Raw genomic sequence first — 14553 nt, forward strand, 5'->3', positions numbered from 1 at the left:
TTCGAGCCGACGGTGATGACCGGGGTGCGGCAAGGCATGAAGGTGACGAAGGAGGAGACGTTCGCGCCGCTGGCGCCGATCATCGCGTTCCAGGATGAGGCGGAGGTGATCGCGATGGCCAACGACTCGGAGTTCGGGCTGGCGTCGTATTTTTATGCCCGTGACCTGGCGCGGGTGTGGCGGGTGGCGGAGGCGCTGGAGAGCGGCATGGTGGGGGTGAACACGCCGGCGCTGGCCAACGAGATGGCGCCGTTTGGCGGGGTCAAGCAGTCGGGGCTGGGGCGCGAGGGCTCCAAGTACGGCATCGAGGGCTTCCTCGAAATCAAGTACGTCGCGCTCGCAGGGTTGTGAGATCGGGAAAGCCCGGCAAGGCCGGGCTTTTTTGTCCGCGGAGGCGGCGAAGAAGCCCGGTCTCTATGCGCCCTTCGCCTTGAGCAGCAACTCGGCCAGTTCCACGAATCCCTCTCCCGAACGGCCGCTCGCCACATAGGCGGGCTTGCTGACGAGGCGATGGGCGAAGGCCCGGATATTGGCGACGCCGACGCTCACGGGAAAGGCCGCGAACATGGGCTCGTCGTTCGGCGAATCGCCCGCGTAGATCACGGCCTTCCTGGCCTGATCCCAGTCCATCCCGAACACGTCGGCAAGCAGTGTCTTGGCCATGGTCAGCTTGTTGTAGTCGCCGAACCATCCATTCACGTGAATGGAACTGACCTTGGCCTGCGCGCCGGCACGCTCGAAGACGGCAACGATCCGGTCGACCTCGGCCTCCGGCAGCGCCGGCACGTCCTCGCAGAAGTCGATGGCGAGATCCGCAAGGCGATACGCCTGGTCGCTGGCGAGCGCCGTGCCGGGAACGCTCGCGAGCACGTCCGCCTCGATGGCGTCGAGCTTCGCGCGGTTCCGCGCCAACTCGTCCGGGCTCGCCCAGAACCGCTGCTCCATCGTCTTGCGCCCGCGATCGTAGCGGAAATAGAAGGCGCCGTTTTCTCCCACCACCGCATCGACCGGCCACATGCGGGCGATGTGATCGCACCATCCGGCCGGCCGGCCGGTCACGGGAATCACGATGAAGCCTGCGCGGTGCAGCCGCTCGAGGGCCCCGTAGGCGGAGGCCGTGAGCATGCCCTCGGTGGTGATGGTGTCGTCGATGTCGGTCAGCACCACGCGGAGGGAGCGCGCCGTCTCCAGCGGCATCCGGGACAGGGGCGCCATGCCGTGCTCGTCCGAGGACAGGGAGGCGGAAATCGGCTGGGGCATCGGCGCGGTATCCTCGGGCGAGATCATCATGAGACGGCTAAAGCATCGGACGTGAAAAGTGGACTTGCACTTTTGGGATCCATCCGATGCTTTCTTCTTGAATGAGAGCATCGGTCAGGACGGACCCAGCGGGCCGCGCCAGCGAAAACCGGATCCACTTTTCACTGGCGTGGCCCGCTGGGTCCGTCCGATGCTCTAACGGACCGCCTTTAAGCACGATCCTCCTGCCTGTTCCAGGGGCTGTGCAGGATCAAGGGCGGGCAGACGCGCGGCCCTGTGTGCAATCGCCAGCGGACGACTTCACGCACGGGATTTCTGACGTAAAGTGACGCCATGCCAAACGATGCCGAAATCCTCTATGCCCTGTTCGATGCCGCCCTGAAGGCGGCGCTTCCCGATGGCCAGTTCGACGGTCGGCTCCCGCCCCGGCCGAAAGGGCGAACAATCGTCCTCGGCGCCGGCAAGGCCTCGGCCCGCATGGCGGCGGCCTTCGAGGAGGCCTGGGCCGGCGCGGGAGGGACCTGCGAAGGCCTCGTGGTCACCCGCTACGGCCACGCCGTGCCGACGCGCTCCATCGAGATCGTCGAGGCGGCGCATCCGGTCCCCGACGAGGCCGGCCTGCGGGCCGCCGGGCGGATCCTGGCCCTGGCCCGGGAGGCCGGCCCCGACGACCTCGTGGTCTGCCTCATGTCCGGCGGCGCCTCCTCGCTGCTGTCGCTGCCGGCGGACGGGGTGACGCTGGCCGACAAGCAGGATCTCAACCGGGCCCTGCTCAAATCCGGTGCGCCGATCGGAGAGATGAACCTGGTGCGCAAGTCGCTCTCCGCCATCAAGGGCGGGCGGCTTGCGGCGGCGGTCGGCCAGGCGTCCCTCGTCACCTACCTGATCTCGGATGTTCCGGGCGACGATCCCGGCAGCATCGGGTCGGGTCCCACGATCCCCGAGCGCGTCGATCCGGACGTCGCGTTCGCCATCCTGCGGAAATACGGCATCGAGGTGCCGGACCATGTGCGGCAGACCATCCGGTCAAACGCCGTGACCGAGCCCGTCGCCGGGGGCGTGGTGCATATGCTCTCGACGCCCAAGATGGCGCTCGATGCCGCCGCGGCGAAAGCCCGCGAGCTCGGTCTGATGCCGCTCGTGCTCGGGGACGCGCTCGAGGGAGAGGCCCGCGAGGTCGGGCGCGTCATGGCCGGGATCGCCCGCTCGGCCCTGATGCACGGCGAGCCGGCCCGGGCGCCCTGCGTCCTGCTCTCCGGCGGCGAGACCACGGTCACGGTGCGCGGGCAGGGACGGGGCGGGCGCAATGCCGAGTTCCTGTTGTCCCTCGCCCTGTCCCTGAAGGACGAGCGGAAGATCTCGGCGATCGCCTGCGACACCGATGGGATCGACGGCTCCGAGGACAACGCCGGCGCCTGGTTCGACGCAAGCTTCTTCGAGAGTGCCCGCGCGGCCGGAATCGATCTGGCCGCTCACCTCGACCGGAACGATGCCTACACGGCCTTCGCGCAGCTCGACAGGCTCGTGGTGACCGGCCCGACCCTGACCAACGTGAACGACTTCCGGTGCATCCTCATCCGTCCGTGAGAAAAGCGGCTCGGCGCCTCAGATGGAATAGCTGAGGCCGGTCGCGTTGGTTTGCGGCACGACCATCGTGACCTTGGTTCCGCGGCCCTCCTGGCTGTCGATCTCGAGATCGCCGCCGTGGAGCTTGAGGATGTACCAGGCGAGGCTCAGGCCCAGCCCCGTGCCGGGCAACGCCTTCGCGTTGCGGCCGCGGAAGAAGGGCTGCATGATGAAGGCCATGTCCCGTTCCGGGATCCCGATCCCGCGATCCTTGACGAGGATCCGGATCATGCCTCCCTTCCTGCTGGCCGCGATGTCGATCGGCCGTTCCGGCGGCGAATATTTCATGGCGTTCGACAGAACGATGACGAGGGCCTGCTCCAGCAGGATGGGATCGCCGATGACGATCTCCGGCAATCCGCGGATCTGGACCTGAAACGGCCGGGACGGCTCCTGTCCGCTCTGTTCCCGGCACACCCGACGGATGAGCTCATCCGGGTTGAATTCGCTCGGATTGAGCACGATCCCGCCGGCAGTGGCCCGGGTATAGGACAGGATCGTGTCGATCAGCTCGTCCAGGCGCAGGCTGGCGCGCCAGATCTTCTCGGCCTTGGCCTGGATGTCGGTGGTGCCCAGCCGGTCCGCGCGCCGGATCAGGCCCTGCGCCAGGGCGTTGATGGCCGAGAGCGGCGTTCTCAGCTGATGGGCCAGAAGGGCGACCCGGTCGAGGGACTGTGCCGAGCCCCTCGGGGCGGCGCGGCTGTGAGCGCGGCGCGGGGCCGTCGGGGGCGGCCGGGGGGAACGTCGTTTGGCTGCAGACACGGACGCGAACCTTGCTAACTTTATAACATTAAATAAAGCTCGTTCCGAATTAGTGCGGCGCTATCCGTTGTCCATACCCGCCCTTGCGGGATGTGGCGAAGGCGCCGGCGCCTCGATCCTGCAAGTAAATGTTCCGTCGGATTCGCTATTGATCCCAATTGATTCGAAGTCATGTCGCAAGACGAATGACAGATGTGCCGATTGGGAAGATGATTTCCGAGTTTCCGGGCGTTGAATACTGCCAGGAGATCACCAAGATGTGACGCCGCGAGCGTCACGATTGCCGCATGCGGCACTTTCGTTGCAACCGTCCGTCGGAAGCGGCGTTTCCATGACTGGAAGTCAGTTTCAGGAGTGACACCATGGATAACGATCGCACCGAAGGCAGCATGAAGAACATCAAGGGCCGCCTCAAGGAAGGTCTCGGCAAGGCTCTGGGCGACTCGAAGATGGAAACCGAAGGCAAGATGGATAAGGCCGAGGGCAAGATCCAGAACACCGTCGGGGGCATCAAGGACTCGCTGCGCAAGAGCACCTGATCGCCGCACACGCATTCTCATCGGCCCGGCATTTGCCGGGCCGGTTCATTCGGATCGACCCGCCTTGCGGATCAGGAAGCTGATCCGGGAGGCGTCCTGCGTTTGCTCCTCCAGAACGTCCCCGGTCTCGCGGATCAGGTTGGGGACGTCGATGCCGGCCAGCGGATCCGTGCAGGTCACACGCAGCCTTTCGCCGGGCGCCATGGAGAGCAGGGCCTTTCGCGTGCGCAGAACCGGCAGCGGGCATTTCAGGCCGGAGAGATCGAGTTCGGTCATCGCGTCTGCTCCCGCTGCAGAAAAACCTTCGCGGCCATCCACTCGTCCGGCGTGTTGATGTTGAAGAAGGGGTCGCGCGGCCCGACCGGCCAGGAGACTTCGGCATATCCATGTCGCCTCGCCCAGTCCCGGATGCTGCGCCCGTCGCTCGTCAGGAGCATCTCGCGCAGGTCGTGCCGCAGCGAGATCGGCCACAGACCGACGGCGAAATGCACCTGTCCGCCCGATGACGCGCAAGCCAGAGGATGCCCGGATCGACCGCGCGCCTCATGCAGGCGCCGCACGAGATCCGACGGGACGAAGGGCGTGTCGCCTGGAACGCTGACCACCCATGCGATGCCCGGGCGATGGGCTTGCGTCCATTCGAGAGCCGTCAGGATGCCCGCCAGGGGCCCGAGATGCCCAGGCACCGAATCCGCCACGACCGGGAAGGGCAGGGCCCCAAGGCGTCGGGGGTCGCCATTCGCGTTGACGACGAGGCTCTCGCATTGCGGGGCAAGGCGCTGCGCCACATGGTCGAGGAGCGTGCGATCCCCAAGCGCGAGCAGAACCTTGTCCTGCCCGCCCATGTCCTGCCCGCCCATGTCCTGCCCGACCATGCGCCGCGACAGGCCTCCCGCGAGAATGACCCCGACGGTCGGCGGAATCATGCCGGCCGCGCTCATTCGATCACGATGCGGGGAGCCGGCCTGGCCGTCGTGCCGCCCGTGAGCGCGGTCCAGATCTGCCCTGCCATGTCCTTGTAGATCGCGGCATGCGGCCCGTCCGGATCGGCCACCACCACGGGCCGGCCCGAATCGGACAGCTCGCGGATCGTCATGGTCAGCGGAACCTCGCCGAGGAAGGGCACGTCCAGGCGCCGGGCCTCCTCGCGCGCTCCGCCATGGCCGAAGATGTGGGAGCTCTGGCCGCAATGCGGACAGATGAAGGTCGCCATGTTCTCGACGATGCCGAGGATCGGGATCTCCACCCGCTTGAACATCGATACCCCGCGCCGGGCATCGATCAGCGCGAGGTCCTGCGGCGTCGACACGATCACGGCGCCGGCGAGCGGCGTGGCCTGCGCCATGGTGAGCTGCGCGTCGCCGGTGCCCGGCGGCATGTCGACCACGAGCACGTCGAGGTCCCCCCAGGCGACCTCCCGCAGCATCTGGGTGATGGCCGACATCACCATCGGGCCGCGCCAGATCATGGCCGCTTCCTCCTCGACCAGGAAGCCGATGGACATGACCTTCAGGCCGTAGGCTTCCATGGGTTCCAGAACGCGGTTCTCGAGCAGGCGCGGCTTGCCGTGGATGCCGAGGAGCTTCGGGACCGAGGGTCCGTAGATGTCCGCATCGAGCAGGCCGACCTTCAGCCCGAGGGCCTTCAGGCCGAGAGCCAGGTTGCAGGCGGTCGTGGACTTGCCGACGCCGCCCTTGCCGGACGCGACCGCGATCACGTGCTGCACGCCGGGAATGCGCTGGTTCCTGGGCTGGGCGGCCGACCGCGGCCGCTGCGGCGCCGTCGCCGGGGAAGAGCCCCCGGAACCGGAGGGCCGGTCGGCCGTGAGGCTGGCGAAGACGCCCTTCACGGCCGGCAGGCCCTGCACGGCCGTGACGGCGGCCTGTCGCACCTGCTCCATGGCGGCGGCTTCGGACGGATCGATCGTGATCGAGAACATGACGCGGCCCGCATCGTCCACCACCACGTCCGACAGCCGTCCCGAGGCGACCAGGTTGGTTCCGCCGGCGTCGACCGTGACGGTCGACAGGGCCTGCAGCACATGCTCACGGGTAATGGCCACGATGTCGTCTCCTGATGGCTCCGAGGATTCTGCCCTTCATGTATAGGGCCGGAGCCTGCGCGTTAAGGGCGCCGTCGACGGTCGGGACGCATATCCCGAACCAAACTGCACCTTGTCCGTTGTCCACCCGATCCCTCGGGAGCCGGCCCGGCCGGCCGCGTCGCTGCCGTGGCGGATCATTCCCGAGTGCCCGCTACATACGATCGAGGAGACGAGGATGCACCAGCACGGCCATAACGATCCGAATGCCGGAAAGCTTTATGACCTCATCAAGGACGTGAAGATCGCCATGATGACGACCGTCGACACGGACGGCACCCTGCACAGCAGGCCCATGCACAGCCAGGAGGCGGACGAGCATGGGGATCTCTGGTTCTTCACCCAGATCCAGTCGCCGAAGACGACGGAACTCTCCCGCGACAACGAGGTCAACCTCGCCTATGCCGATCCGAGCAGCCAGACCTATGTGTCGGTGACCGGCCGGGCCGAGATCGTGCGCGACAAGGCGACGATCGAGGAGAAGTGGTCGGAGCCGCTGCGGGCCTGGTTCCCGAAGGGCGTGGACGATCCGCAGATCGCCCTGATCCGCGTTCACCCGGCCAAGGGCGAATACTGGGACAGCCCCTCGTCGACCCTGGTGCATCTCTACGGCTATGCGAAGGCGGCCATCACCGGTCAGCCGCCCCATCCTGGCGATCAGGCGAAGGTCAATCTGAGCTGAGTTTTCGCCGCAGCGCGACAGTCTCGGGGGCCGCACGCGGCCCCTTTTCTTTGGCTTAATTCTATCTACCTTTACGCAAGAAGCTCAGGCAGCTTTGGCAACGACAACAGTTCGGAGAAAACCGTTCGTCGCCATCAAGAACAGGGCTTGGGGGCGGTCCCAGGGAGGAAACAATGAAGTTCGTCCTGCTTACCGCAGTTTCGATTGTTGCTTTTGTGTCCTCGAGTTTCGCTCAGCCTGCCACCCAATCGCCGACCGGCAATCTCGAGAAGCTGACGTCGTTCCAGAGCACGGGAACCACCGAGCCGCGCCCCATCGCGCAGGAGGGCCGTCGTGCCGATGCGATCCGGAAGAACCTTGAGAAGATTCAACTGCCGGCCGGGTTCAAGATCGATCTCTACGCGATCGTGCCGGATGCGCGCCACATGGCGGTCGGCCCCAATGCCGGCGTGGTCTTCGTCGGAACACGCAAGAACAATGTCTATGTCGTGACCGATCGCGACAAGGATCGCGTCGCCGACGAGGTCAAGCAGTTCGCCCCGTCCGTCGCGTTCAAGATCCCGAACGGCGTCTGCTTCTCGCGTGACGGCATGCTCTACGTGGTCGAACAGAACCGGGTGCTGCAATTCCCGGCCGCCGAGTTCTTCTATGAAGGGCCGGACGTTGCGGCCTTCGTGGTCGCCAAGCAGGGCGATCTCATCCCGCCGTCCGAGGAAAGCTTCAACCACACGGCCCGCGTCTGCCGGATCGGACCGGACAACAAGCTCTACATCGCGCTCGGCCAGCCCTTCAACGTGCCGGCGAAGGACAAGCTCGATCTCTACAAGCGGACGGGCATCGGCGGCATCATCCGCATGGATCAGGACGGCAAGAACCGCGAAGTGTACGCAACAGGCATCCGCAACTCGGTCGGCATCGATTTCAACCCCGCCGACAAGTCGCTCTGGTTCACCGACAACCAGGTCGACGGCATGGGCGACGACCAGCCTCCCGGAGAACTCAACCGCATCGCCAATATGGGACAGAATTTCGGCTTCCCCTATTACGGCGGCGGCACCGTCCGCACGGTCGAGTACAAGGACGATCAGGTTCCGGCCGGCGTCGTCGGCCCCCAGGCCGAGATGGATCCGCACGCGGCCGATCTCGGCATGATGTTCTACACGGGCAAGATGTTCCCGCAGACCTATCAGGGCGGCATCTTCTCGGCCCAGCACGGCTCATGGAACCGCACCAAGCCGGTCGGCGCGCGGATCATGTTCACGCCGGTCAAGCAGGACGGGACGGCCGACAAGCCGCAGGTCTTCGCGGAAGGATGGCTCACGGATAACGGCGAATATCTCGGCCGGCCGGTAGACGTCGCCATGCTGCCCGACGGTTCCCTGCTCGTGTCGGACGACACGGCCGGCGCGGTCTACCGCATCTCCTACGAAGGCCGATAACGATCCTCCCGACGGGCGCGCTGTGCCGCGCGCCCGCTTCTCATGGGGCCATCACGCATGCAGACGAGCCACCTCCTCGCATTCACGGCCATGCTGCTCGGCAGCCTTGCTTGCGGTCCGACCCAGGCAGGGGACGCCCGGGCAGGGCGTCAGAAACTGACCACCTGTCAGGGCTGCCATGGTCTCGACGGCCTGTCGAAGAACCCGGAGGCGCCCAATCTCGCCGGTCAGGTCGAGACTTATCTCACCAGGAGCCTCGAGGCCTACCGGTCCGGCGACCGCAAGAACGAGTCCATGAACATTGTAGCGAAGGAGCTGTCAGACGAGGACATCGCCGACGTGGCGGCCTATTACGCGTCGATCCAGGTGGATGTCCTGCCTCCGTGAGGGGCCTCACAAAGTCTCGTCGCCGGCACCCTTTCATCCCGGGCGCCCCTTCGCTATTGTCTCGCCTCCCTCGAGTGGCATGGAGCAGGCGATGGTGGACATCGCGACCCGGGTCTACAACCATACCTGGAAGATCGACCCGATCGTCCGGTCCGTCCTGGATACGGATTTCTACAAGCTTCTGATGGCGCAGACGATCTTTCGCCGCCATCGGGACGTGCAGGTCACGTTCGGCATCCATAACCGCACCACCCGCATCCGCCTGGCCGACATCATCGATGCCGGCGAGCTGCGCGAGCAGCTCGACCACGTGCGCAGCCTCTCCCTGACGCGGGGCGAGTCCACCTGGCTGCGCGGCAACACGTTCTACGGCAAGCGGCAGATGTTCTCGCCGGAATTCATGGACTGGCTCGAGACCTTCCGCTTCCCGGAATACCTGCTCGAGAAGGAAGACGGCCAGTATGTGCTGACCTTCCACGGGCCCTGGATCGAAACCACCATGTGGGAGATCCCGGCGCTCGCCATCCTCAACGAGCTGCGCTCGCGCGGCGTGCTCAAGGGCATGGCGAAGTTCGAGCTCCAGGTGCTCTATGCCCGCGCCATGACGCGGGTCTGGGAGAAGATCGAGCGTCTGAGGAAGCTGCCGGATCTGTCCATTTCCGATTTCGGGACGCGGCGGCGGCACGGCTTCCTCTGGCAAGACTGGTGCGTCCAGGCGATGATGGAGGGCCTCGGGTCCTCGTTCCTCGGCACCTCCAACTGTCTCATCGCCATGCGCCAGGAGGTCGAGGCGGTGGGCACGAACGCCCATGAGCTGCCGATGGTCTATGCGGCCCTGACCGACAGCGACGAGCAACTGGCGGAGGCGCCGTATCGGGTGCTGGCGGATTGGCAGCAGGATTACGAGGGCAACCTGCGCGTCATCCTGCCCGATACCTACGGCACCACGAACTTCCTGCGCAACGCTCCCGACTGGGTGGCGTCCTGGACGGGCATCCGCGTCGACTCGAAGGATCCGATCGAGGGCGGCGAGGAGGCCATCGCCTGGTGGAACGAGCGCGGGCAGAACCCGAAGGAGAAGCTCGCGATCTTCTCCGACGGACTCGACGTGGACGTGATCGAGCGCATCCACCGGCATTTCCGCGGCCGCATGCGCATCGGCTACGGCTGGGGCACCCTGCTCACCAACGATTTCCGCGGCCTTGCGCCCGAGGGAGCGCTCGACCCGATCTCCATCGTGTGCAAGGTGATCTCGGCCGACAGCCGGCCGACGGTGAAGCTCTCCGACAATCCGACCAAGGCGATGGGGCCGAAGGCGGAAGTCGAGCGCTACAAGCGCATCTTCCACGTGGGGCAGCAAACGGCCCAGCCGGTTCTGGTGTGACGGACATGATGATCGATCTCAATTGCGACATGGGTGAAGGATACGGCCCCTGGCCGATGGGCGACGACGAGGCGATGCTCGACATCGTCTCCTCGGCCAACATCGCCTGCGGCTATCACGCGGGCGATCCGTCGATCATGTTCCGCACCGCGGAGATCGCGAAGCGCAAGGGCGTGGCCATCGGGGCGCATCCCGGCTTCAACGACCTGCACGGATTCGGCCGCCGCATGATCCGCGGCGACTCGCCGGCCGAGATCGAGCGGATGGTGGCCTATCAGATCGGCGCCATGCAGGCTCTCGCGGCGCTGGCCGGGCACAGGGTCACCTACGTGAAGGCGCACGGCGCGCTCAACAACATGGCCAACGAGGACATGGACCTCGCCCTCGCCATCGCCCGCGCGATCAAGGGCGTCGACGCCGGTCTCGTCAATGTCTGCATGCCGGGCCTCCCGATGGAGAAGGCGTCCGAGCAGATCGGCGTGAAGGTCGCCCGCGAGATCTTCGCCGACCGCACCTACGAGGACGATGGCACGCTGACCAGCCGGAAGAAGCCCGGTGCCGTGCTGCATGATGCGGACTTCGCGGCCGAGCGCATTCTCCGCGCCGTCCAGGACAGGGCGATCACCACGGTGTCGGGAAAGCGGATCCCGGTCGAGATCGACACGATCTGCGTGCATGGCGACGAGCCGAGCGCCGTCGCCATGGCCCGGACGGTGCGCGCGAAGCTGGAGGCGAACGGGATCGCCATCGCGCCGTTCGCCTAAAGCATCGGACCCAAAAGTGGACTTGCACTTTTGGGATCCATCCGATGCTTTCTTCTTGAATGAGAGCATCGGTCAGGACGGACCCAGCGGGCCGCGCCAGCGAAAACCGGATCCACTTTTCACTGGCGTGGCCCTTCGGGTCCGTCCGATGCTCTAGGTCCTGTCGACCACCCTGGTCATCACCGGCCTCGTGCCGGTGATCCCGCCCCGAAAAGCGCAGCGCTTCAAGCAACCGGGATGGCCGGGGCGAGCCCGGCCATGACGTCCGAACACTTGAACGCGAGGCTCTCGTCCGAATGAGCCTCCGCTGCGTTCAATCCTTGAACGCCCTGGCCAGGAAGGGCCCCAGCGCCGCGAGCGTGTCCTCCGGGGCTTCCTCGGCGAGGTAATGGCCGCAATCGATGCCGTGACCCTCGACGCGATCGGCCCAGTCGCGCCAGACGCCGACGACGTCGTACCACCGCTCGAGCCCGTTCTTGAGGCCCCAGAGGGCCTGGACCGGGCAGGCGATGCGGCGGCCGGCCTTCTGGTCCTCCTCGTCGAGGCGCATGTCGATGGTGGCGCCGGCCCGGTAATCCTCGCACATGGCGTGGATCGTGGTCGGGTCCGTGTAGCAGCGGCGGTACTCGGCGAGCGCCTCCGCGTCGAAGAGGGAGCGCCCCCGGCGCAGGTAGAACACGTCCGGATCGGATGCGATCAGGCGCTCGGGGATCGGATGCGGCTGCGCCAGGAAGAACCAGTGCCAGTAGCCCATGGCGAAGGCCATGTCGGTGCGCTGGAAATGCTCGGCCGTCGGGATGATGTCGAGGACGGACAGCGACACGATCCGCTCCGGATGGTCGAGCGCCATGCGGTAGGCGCAGCGCCCGCCGCGGTCGTGCCCGACGACGGCGAAACGCTCGAAGCCGAGCGCCTGCATCGCCTCGACCTGGTCGAGCGCCATGGCGCGCTTGGAATAGGGCGCGTGGTCCGGCGTGGTCGCGGGCTTCGAACTGTCGCCGTAGCCGCGCAGATCGGCGCAGACGACCGTGTAGGTCTCGGCGAGCTTCGGCGCCACCTTGTGCCACATGACATGGGTCTGCGGATGCCCGTGCAGCAGGAGGACCGGTGGCCCGCTTCCGCCATGGCGGAGGTTGATGACGGCGCCGGAGGTTTCGATCTGTCGGTGTGTGAAGGTCTCGAACATCCTGCCGTTGTACCGGAGCCGGCCCGGATCGTCACCAGGAGCGGCGCTCTCCATTGTCGATATGGATGATCCCGTTGCGATAGATCTTGAGGCCGCCGACCTGGGGATGAGCCCGCAGGTAGGCCATCACGCCCCGCGCCCGGGCCCGCACGCGGAAATCGACCGCCCGGCACGAGAGATGAAGGGAATGGCGGGCGCCGCCGGCGCGCCGGTTGCGGCCGCTGCTGCGATGGGTCGATTCGATGCTCACGGGGCCGAACGTTTCGGCGACGGACGCCACCACGTCGCGCAGGTCGCCCGGGATGCACCGGGTTGGTGCGCTGGCGCGCAGGGTGATCGTTCCCTGGGACACCAGCGACGGGAAACCCACGACAGCTTTGGCGTCCGGCAGGCTTCCGGTGGCGGCGGGATCGTCGAGGCGCCCTTGCGACGGCAGGCTGGCATATTGCGCCGAAGGAATGATCCCGGCGTCCTCGTCGCCGGCCTTGAGCGAAGCCGGCAACAATCCTGCGAGAAACGCTCCGGTCATCAGAGTCACCCTCGAGGTGTGGCGAACGCGGCAAACGATGATCATCGGGTTCTCCCGTGCTGCGCCCCTCCGAAGTCACTGTGCCGAAGCGGTCCTCCCAACGGCCTCCGCTGCTTGTGGATCAGCCACCGAGGGTTGACGACGCAGCGTTAGGCACAGCTACCTAAGGTTAAGCTTGCCCCCGGCAAGAACGGCTGGAGGCGAACGAGGGCCCGACGGCCGCGCTTGGCCGGCAAAGCTTTGCCCAGCAAGGAATCCTACGACAGGAAATTATGGGTAAGTTACGGAATAACGGGCGGGAATCTTGCAGAAACGGGCCGGAATGCACACATCAGGACCCGTTGTGCCGATCGTCGGGATCGGCCGCCCGGAGACAGGAATGAACACTGCTCGCAGCGCCGTTTTCGACGCGATCAAGACCGCAGGACCCACGCGGGCCGATGCGCTCGCCCGCGTCACGCTCGTCGCGAAGCTTCTCGACAACGCCGTGATGATTCCCGGCCTGAACCGGCGCGTCGGCTTGGACGCGGTGCTCGGCCTCGTGCCGGGGATCGGCGACGCGATCTCGGCGGCTCTCGCCAGCTACATCATCTGGGAGGCGCGCCAGCTCGGTCTGCCGCGCTGGAAGATCGCCCGCATGATCGGCAACGTGGCGGTCGACACGGCGATCGGCGCGATCCCGCTGGCGGGCGACGTGTTCGACGTGTTCTTCAAGGCCAACCAGCGCAACCTGCGGATCATCCACGAGCACCTGGGCGTGCCCAGGCGCGGACCGGTCGAGATCGACGGAACGGCCGTCCGGGTGGACGAGCGCCGATGAGGCGTCTTTTGTGGATCCTGGCCTGGTTCGCCGTGGCCGTGTGGTCGCTCTTCGCCTGGGGCGCCTACGGGCTCGTCGACTTCTTCGGCGGCGTGGCGACGCGCCACGCGGACATCGTCACCGGCCATCCCGAGACGGTCGAGTGGCTGTCCTGGGCGCTCATGACCCTGCGCGGCCTCGGCCTCGGCGCCATCGTGGTGGTGTGGGGCCTCGTCTCCCTGATGATCCTGGCCGTTCCGGCCGTGATCGGCCTCTTCCTCGGGGGAGCGCCCCGGGAGCCGCGCGTCGAGGAGTGGCGCGGGCCGCGGATCGATCCGCGCAGGCCGGGCCCGTTCCCGCCGGCGCAGGCTCCGATCCGGCGGATCGAGCATCGTTGAATCAGGAGGGCGAAGCGGCATCCGCTTCGCCCTTCGTGTTTGATGCCGCCACCGCTGTGTCATCACCGGCCTTGTGCCGGTGATCCCGATCGGACGGGCGCGGCGCTTTTCCGGATCGGGACGGCCGGGACAGGCCCGGCCATGACGTCGGTGAGTGTCTCGGGGGGGCGTGGAGCCGCCGCTCAGCGGTGGCTCGAGATGAACTGCTTGAAGCGCTCGGATTTCGGGGTGCCGAACACCTCGGCCGGCGCGCCTTCCTCCTCGACCACGCCCTTGTGCAGGAACACCACCCGGTTCGACACGTCGCGGGCGAAGCCCATCTCGTGCGTCACCACCAGCATGGTGCGGCCTTCCTCGGCGAGCGAGCGCATGACGCGCAGGACCTCGCCCACCAGCTCCGGATCGAGCGCCGAGGTCGGCTCGTCGAACAGCATCACCTTGGGATGCATGGCGAGCGCCCGGGCGATGGCGGCGCGCTGCTGCTGGCCGCCTGAAAGGTGGGACGGATACTGGTTGCGCTTGTCGACGATGCCGACCTTCTTCAGCAGCTCTTCGGCCTCGGCGATGCATTCGGCCTTCGGGCGCTTCTGCACGTGCACGGGCGCCTCGATGACGTTCTCCAGGATGGTCATGTGGGACCAGAGATTGAAGCTCTGGAACACCATGGCGACCCGCGACCGGATGCGGTCCACCTGCC

The 14553-nt window shown here is 66.5% G+C and carries 18 protein-coding genes; 10 read left to right on the forward strand and 8 right to left on the reverse strand.

What is annotated here, in order from left to right:
* A partial coding sequence (locus OCW50_RS31410) for an aldehyde dehydrogenase family protein (RefSeq protein WP_262300244.1) occupies nucleotides 1-351 on the forward strand: 351 nt, incomplete at its 5' end.
* A gap of 63 nt (nucleotides 352-414) precedes the next feature.
* On the opposite strand, the gene OCW50_RS31415 is transcribed toward OCW50_RS31410, so the two are convergent.
* The gene (locus tag OCW50_RS31415) at nucleotides 415-1215 is read right to left on the reverse strand and encodes an HAD-IIB family hydrolase (protein ID WP_262300258.1); all 801 of its coding nucleotides are present in this window, start codon (nucleotides 1213-1215) and stop codon (nucleotides 415-417) included.
* Nucleotides 1216-1593: 378 nt separating this feature from the next.
* Between OCW50_RS31415 and OCW50_RS31420 the strand changes: the two genes are divergently transcribed.
* Nucleotides 1594-2847, forward strand: a complete 1254-nt coding sequence (locus OCW50_RS31420) for a glycerate kinase type-2 family protein (protein WP_262300245.1) — start codon at nucleotides 1594-1596, stop codon at nucleotides 2845-2847.
* Nucleotides 2848-2865: 18 nt separating this feature from the next.
* Here OCW50_RS31420 and OCW50_RS31425 read toward each other — a convergent pair whose 3' ends face one another.
* Nucleotides 2866-3648, reverse strand: coding sequence for a sensor histidine kinase (locus OCW50_RS31425; protein ID WP_262300246.1), 783 nt, complete (start codon nucleotides 3646-3648; stop codon nucleotides 2866-2868).
* A gap of 362 nt (nucleotides 3649-4010) precedes the next feature.
* On the opposite strand from OCW50_RS31425, the gene OCW50_RS31430 reads away from it, so the two are divergent.
* The gene (locus OCW50_RS31430; protein WP_173945943.1) at nucleotides 4011-4187 is read left to right on the forward strand and encodes a CsbD family protein; all 177 of its coding nucleotides are present in this window, start codon (nucleotides 4011-4013) and stop codon (nucleotides 4185-4187) included.
* Nucleotides 4188-4232: 45 nt separating this feature from the next.
* On the opposite strand, the gene OCW50_RS31435 is transcribed toward OCW50_RS31430, so the two are convergent.
* Genes OCW50_RS31435 through OCW50_RS31445 form a run of 3 tightly spaced genes read right to left on the reverse strand, consistent with a single transcriptional unit; the run spans nucleotide 4233 to nucleotide 6249 of the window.
* Nucleotides 4233-4463 carry a sulfurtransferase TusA family protein gene (locus OCW50_RS31435; RefSeq protein WP_262300247.1) on the reverse strand — a complete coding sequence of 77 codons (231 nt, stop codon included), beginning with the start codon at nucleotides 4461-4463 and terminating at the stop codon, nucleotides 4233-4235.
* Nucleotides 4460-5113, reverse strand: a complete 654-nt coding sequence (gene mobA / locus OCW50_RS31440) for a molybdenum cofactor guanylyltransferase MobA (RefSeq protein ID WP_262300248.1) — start codon at nucleotides 5111-5113, stop codon at nucleotides 4460-4462. The genes OCW50_RS31435 and mobA overlap by 4 nt, the downstream gene beginning before the upstream one ends.
* Before the next feature lie 11 nt (nucleotides 5114-5124).
* Nucleotides 5125-6249, reverse strand: coding sequence for an Mrp/NBP35 family ATP-binding protein (locus OCW50_RS31445; protein WP_262300249.1), 1125 nt, complete (start codon nucleotides 6247-6249; stop codon nucleotides 5125-5127).
* A 217-nt stretch (nucleotides 6250-6466) separates the two neighbouring features.
* Here OCW50_RS31445 and OCW50_RS31450 point away from each other — a divergent pair, with 217 nt between their 5' ends.
* The 5 genes from OCW50_RS31450 (at nucleotide 6467) to OCW50_RS31470 (ending at nucleotide 10944) form a co-directional block, all read left to right on the forward strand.
* Nucleotides 6467-6970: a pyridoxamine 5'-phosphate oxidase family protein gene (locus tag OCW50_RS31450; RefSeq protein ID WP_173945947.1), complete on the forward strand. Its 504-nt coding sequence runs from the start codon at nucleotides 6467-6469 to the stop codon at nucleotides 6968-6970.
* A 173-nt stretch (nucleotides 6971-7143) separates the two neighbouring features.
* Nucleotides 7144-8409, forward strand: coding sequence for a PQQ-dependent sugar dehydrogenase (locus tag OCW50_RS31455; protein ID WP_262300250.1), 1266 nt, complete (start codon nucleotides 7144-7146; stop codon nucleotides 8407-8409).
* Nucleotides 8410-8499: 90 nt separating this feature from the next.
* Complete coding sequence (locus OCW50_RS31460; RefSeq protein ID WP_262300259.1) at nucleotides 8500-8796, forward strand: c-type cytochrome; 297 nt, start codon at nucleotides 8500-8502, stop codon at nucleotides 8794-8796.
* A gap of 91 nt (nucleotides 8797-8887) precedes the next feature.
* Nucleotides 8888-10180: a nicotinate phosphoribosyltransferase gene (gene pncB / locus OCW50_RS31465; protein ID WP_262300251.1), complete on the forward strand. Its 1293-nt coding sequence runs from the start codon at nucleotides 8888-8890 to the stop codon at nucleotides 10178-10180.
* Nucleotides 10181-10185: 5 nt separating this feature from the next.
* Complete coding sequence (locus OCW50_RS31470; RefSeq protein ID WP_262300252.1) at nucleotides 10186-10944, forward strand: LamB/YcsF family protein; 759 nt, start codon at nucleotides 10186-10188, stop codon at nucleotides 10942-10944.
* A gap of 313 nt (nucleotides 10945-11257) precedes the next feature.
* Here OCW50_RS31470 and OCW50_RS31475 read toward each other — a convergent pair whose 3' ends face one another.
* Together OCW50_RS31475 and OCW50_RS31480 are read right to left on the reverse strand one after the other, a co-directional pair.
* Nucleotides 11258-12130, reverse strand: coding sequence for an alpha/beta fold hydrolase (locus tag OCW50_RS31475; RefSeq protein WP_262300253.1), 873 nt, complete (start codon nucleotides 12128-12130; stop codon nucleotides 11258-11260).
* 31 nt (nucleotides 12131-12161) lie between these two features.
* Entirely contained in the window at nucleotides 12162-12659 is a 498-nt protein-coding gene (locus OCW50_RS31480; protein ID WP_262300254.1) for a YcbK family protein, read from the reverse strand.
* A 379-nt stretch (nucleotides 12660-13038) separates the two neighbouring features.
* Here OCW50_RS31480 and OCW50_RS31485 point away from each other — a divergent pair, with 379 nt between their 5' ends.
* Both OCW50_RS31485 and OCW50_RS31490 read left to right on the forward strand, forming a co-directional pair.
* A complete protein-coding gene (locus tag OCW50_RS31485; protein ID WP_262300255.1) occupies nucleotides 13039-13479 on the forward strand; it encodes a DUF4112 domain-containing protein in 441 nt (146 codons plus the stop codon).
* Nucleotides 13476-13856, forward strand: coding sequence for a hypothetical protein (locus tag OCW50_RS31490; RefSeq protein WP_262300256.1), 381 nt, complete (start codon nucleotides 13476-13478; stop codon nucleotides 13854-13856). Before OCW50_RS31485 ends, OCW50_RS31490 begins: the two co-directional genes overlap by 4 nt.
* Before the next feature lie 182 nt (nucleotides 13857-14038).
* On the opposite strand, the gene OCW50_RS31495 is transcribed toward OCW50_RS31490, so the two are convergent.
* The coding region (locus tag OCW50_RS31495) for an ATP-binding cassette domain-containing protein (RefSeq protein ID WP_262300257.1) at nucleotides 14039-14553 on the reverse strand (515 nt) is incomplete at its 5' end.

This window comes from Microvirga sesbaniae (genome assembly GCF_025460805.1).
Taxonomy (GTDB): domain Bacteria; phylum Pseudomonadota; class Alphaproteobacteria; order Rhizobiales; family Beijerinckiaceae; genus Microvirga; species Microvirga sesbaniae.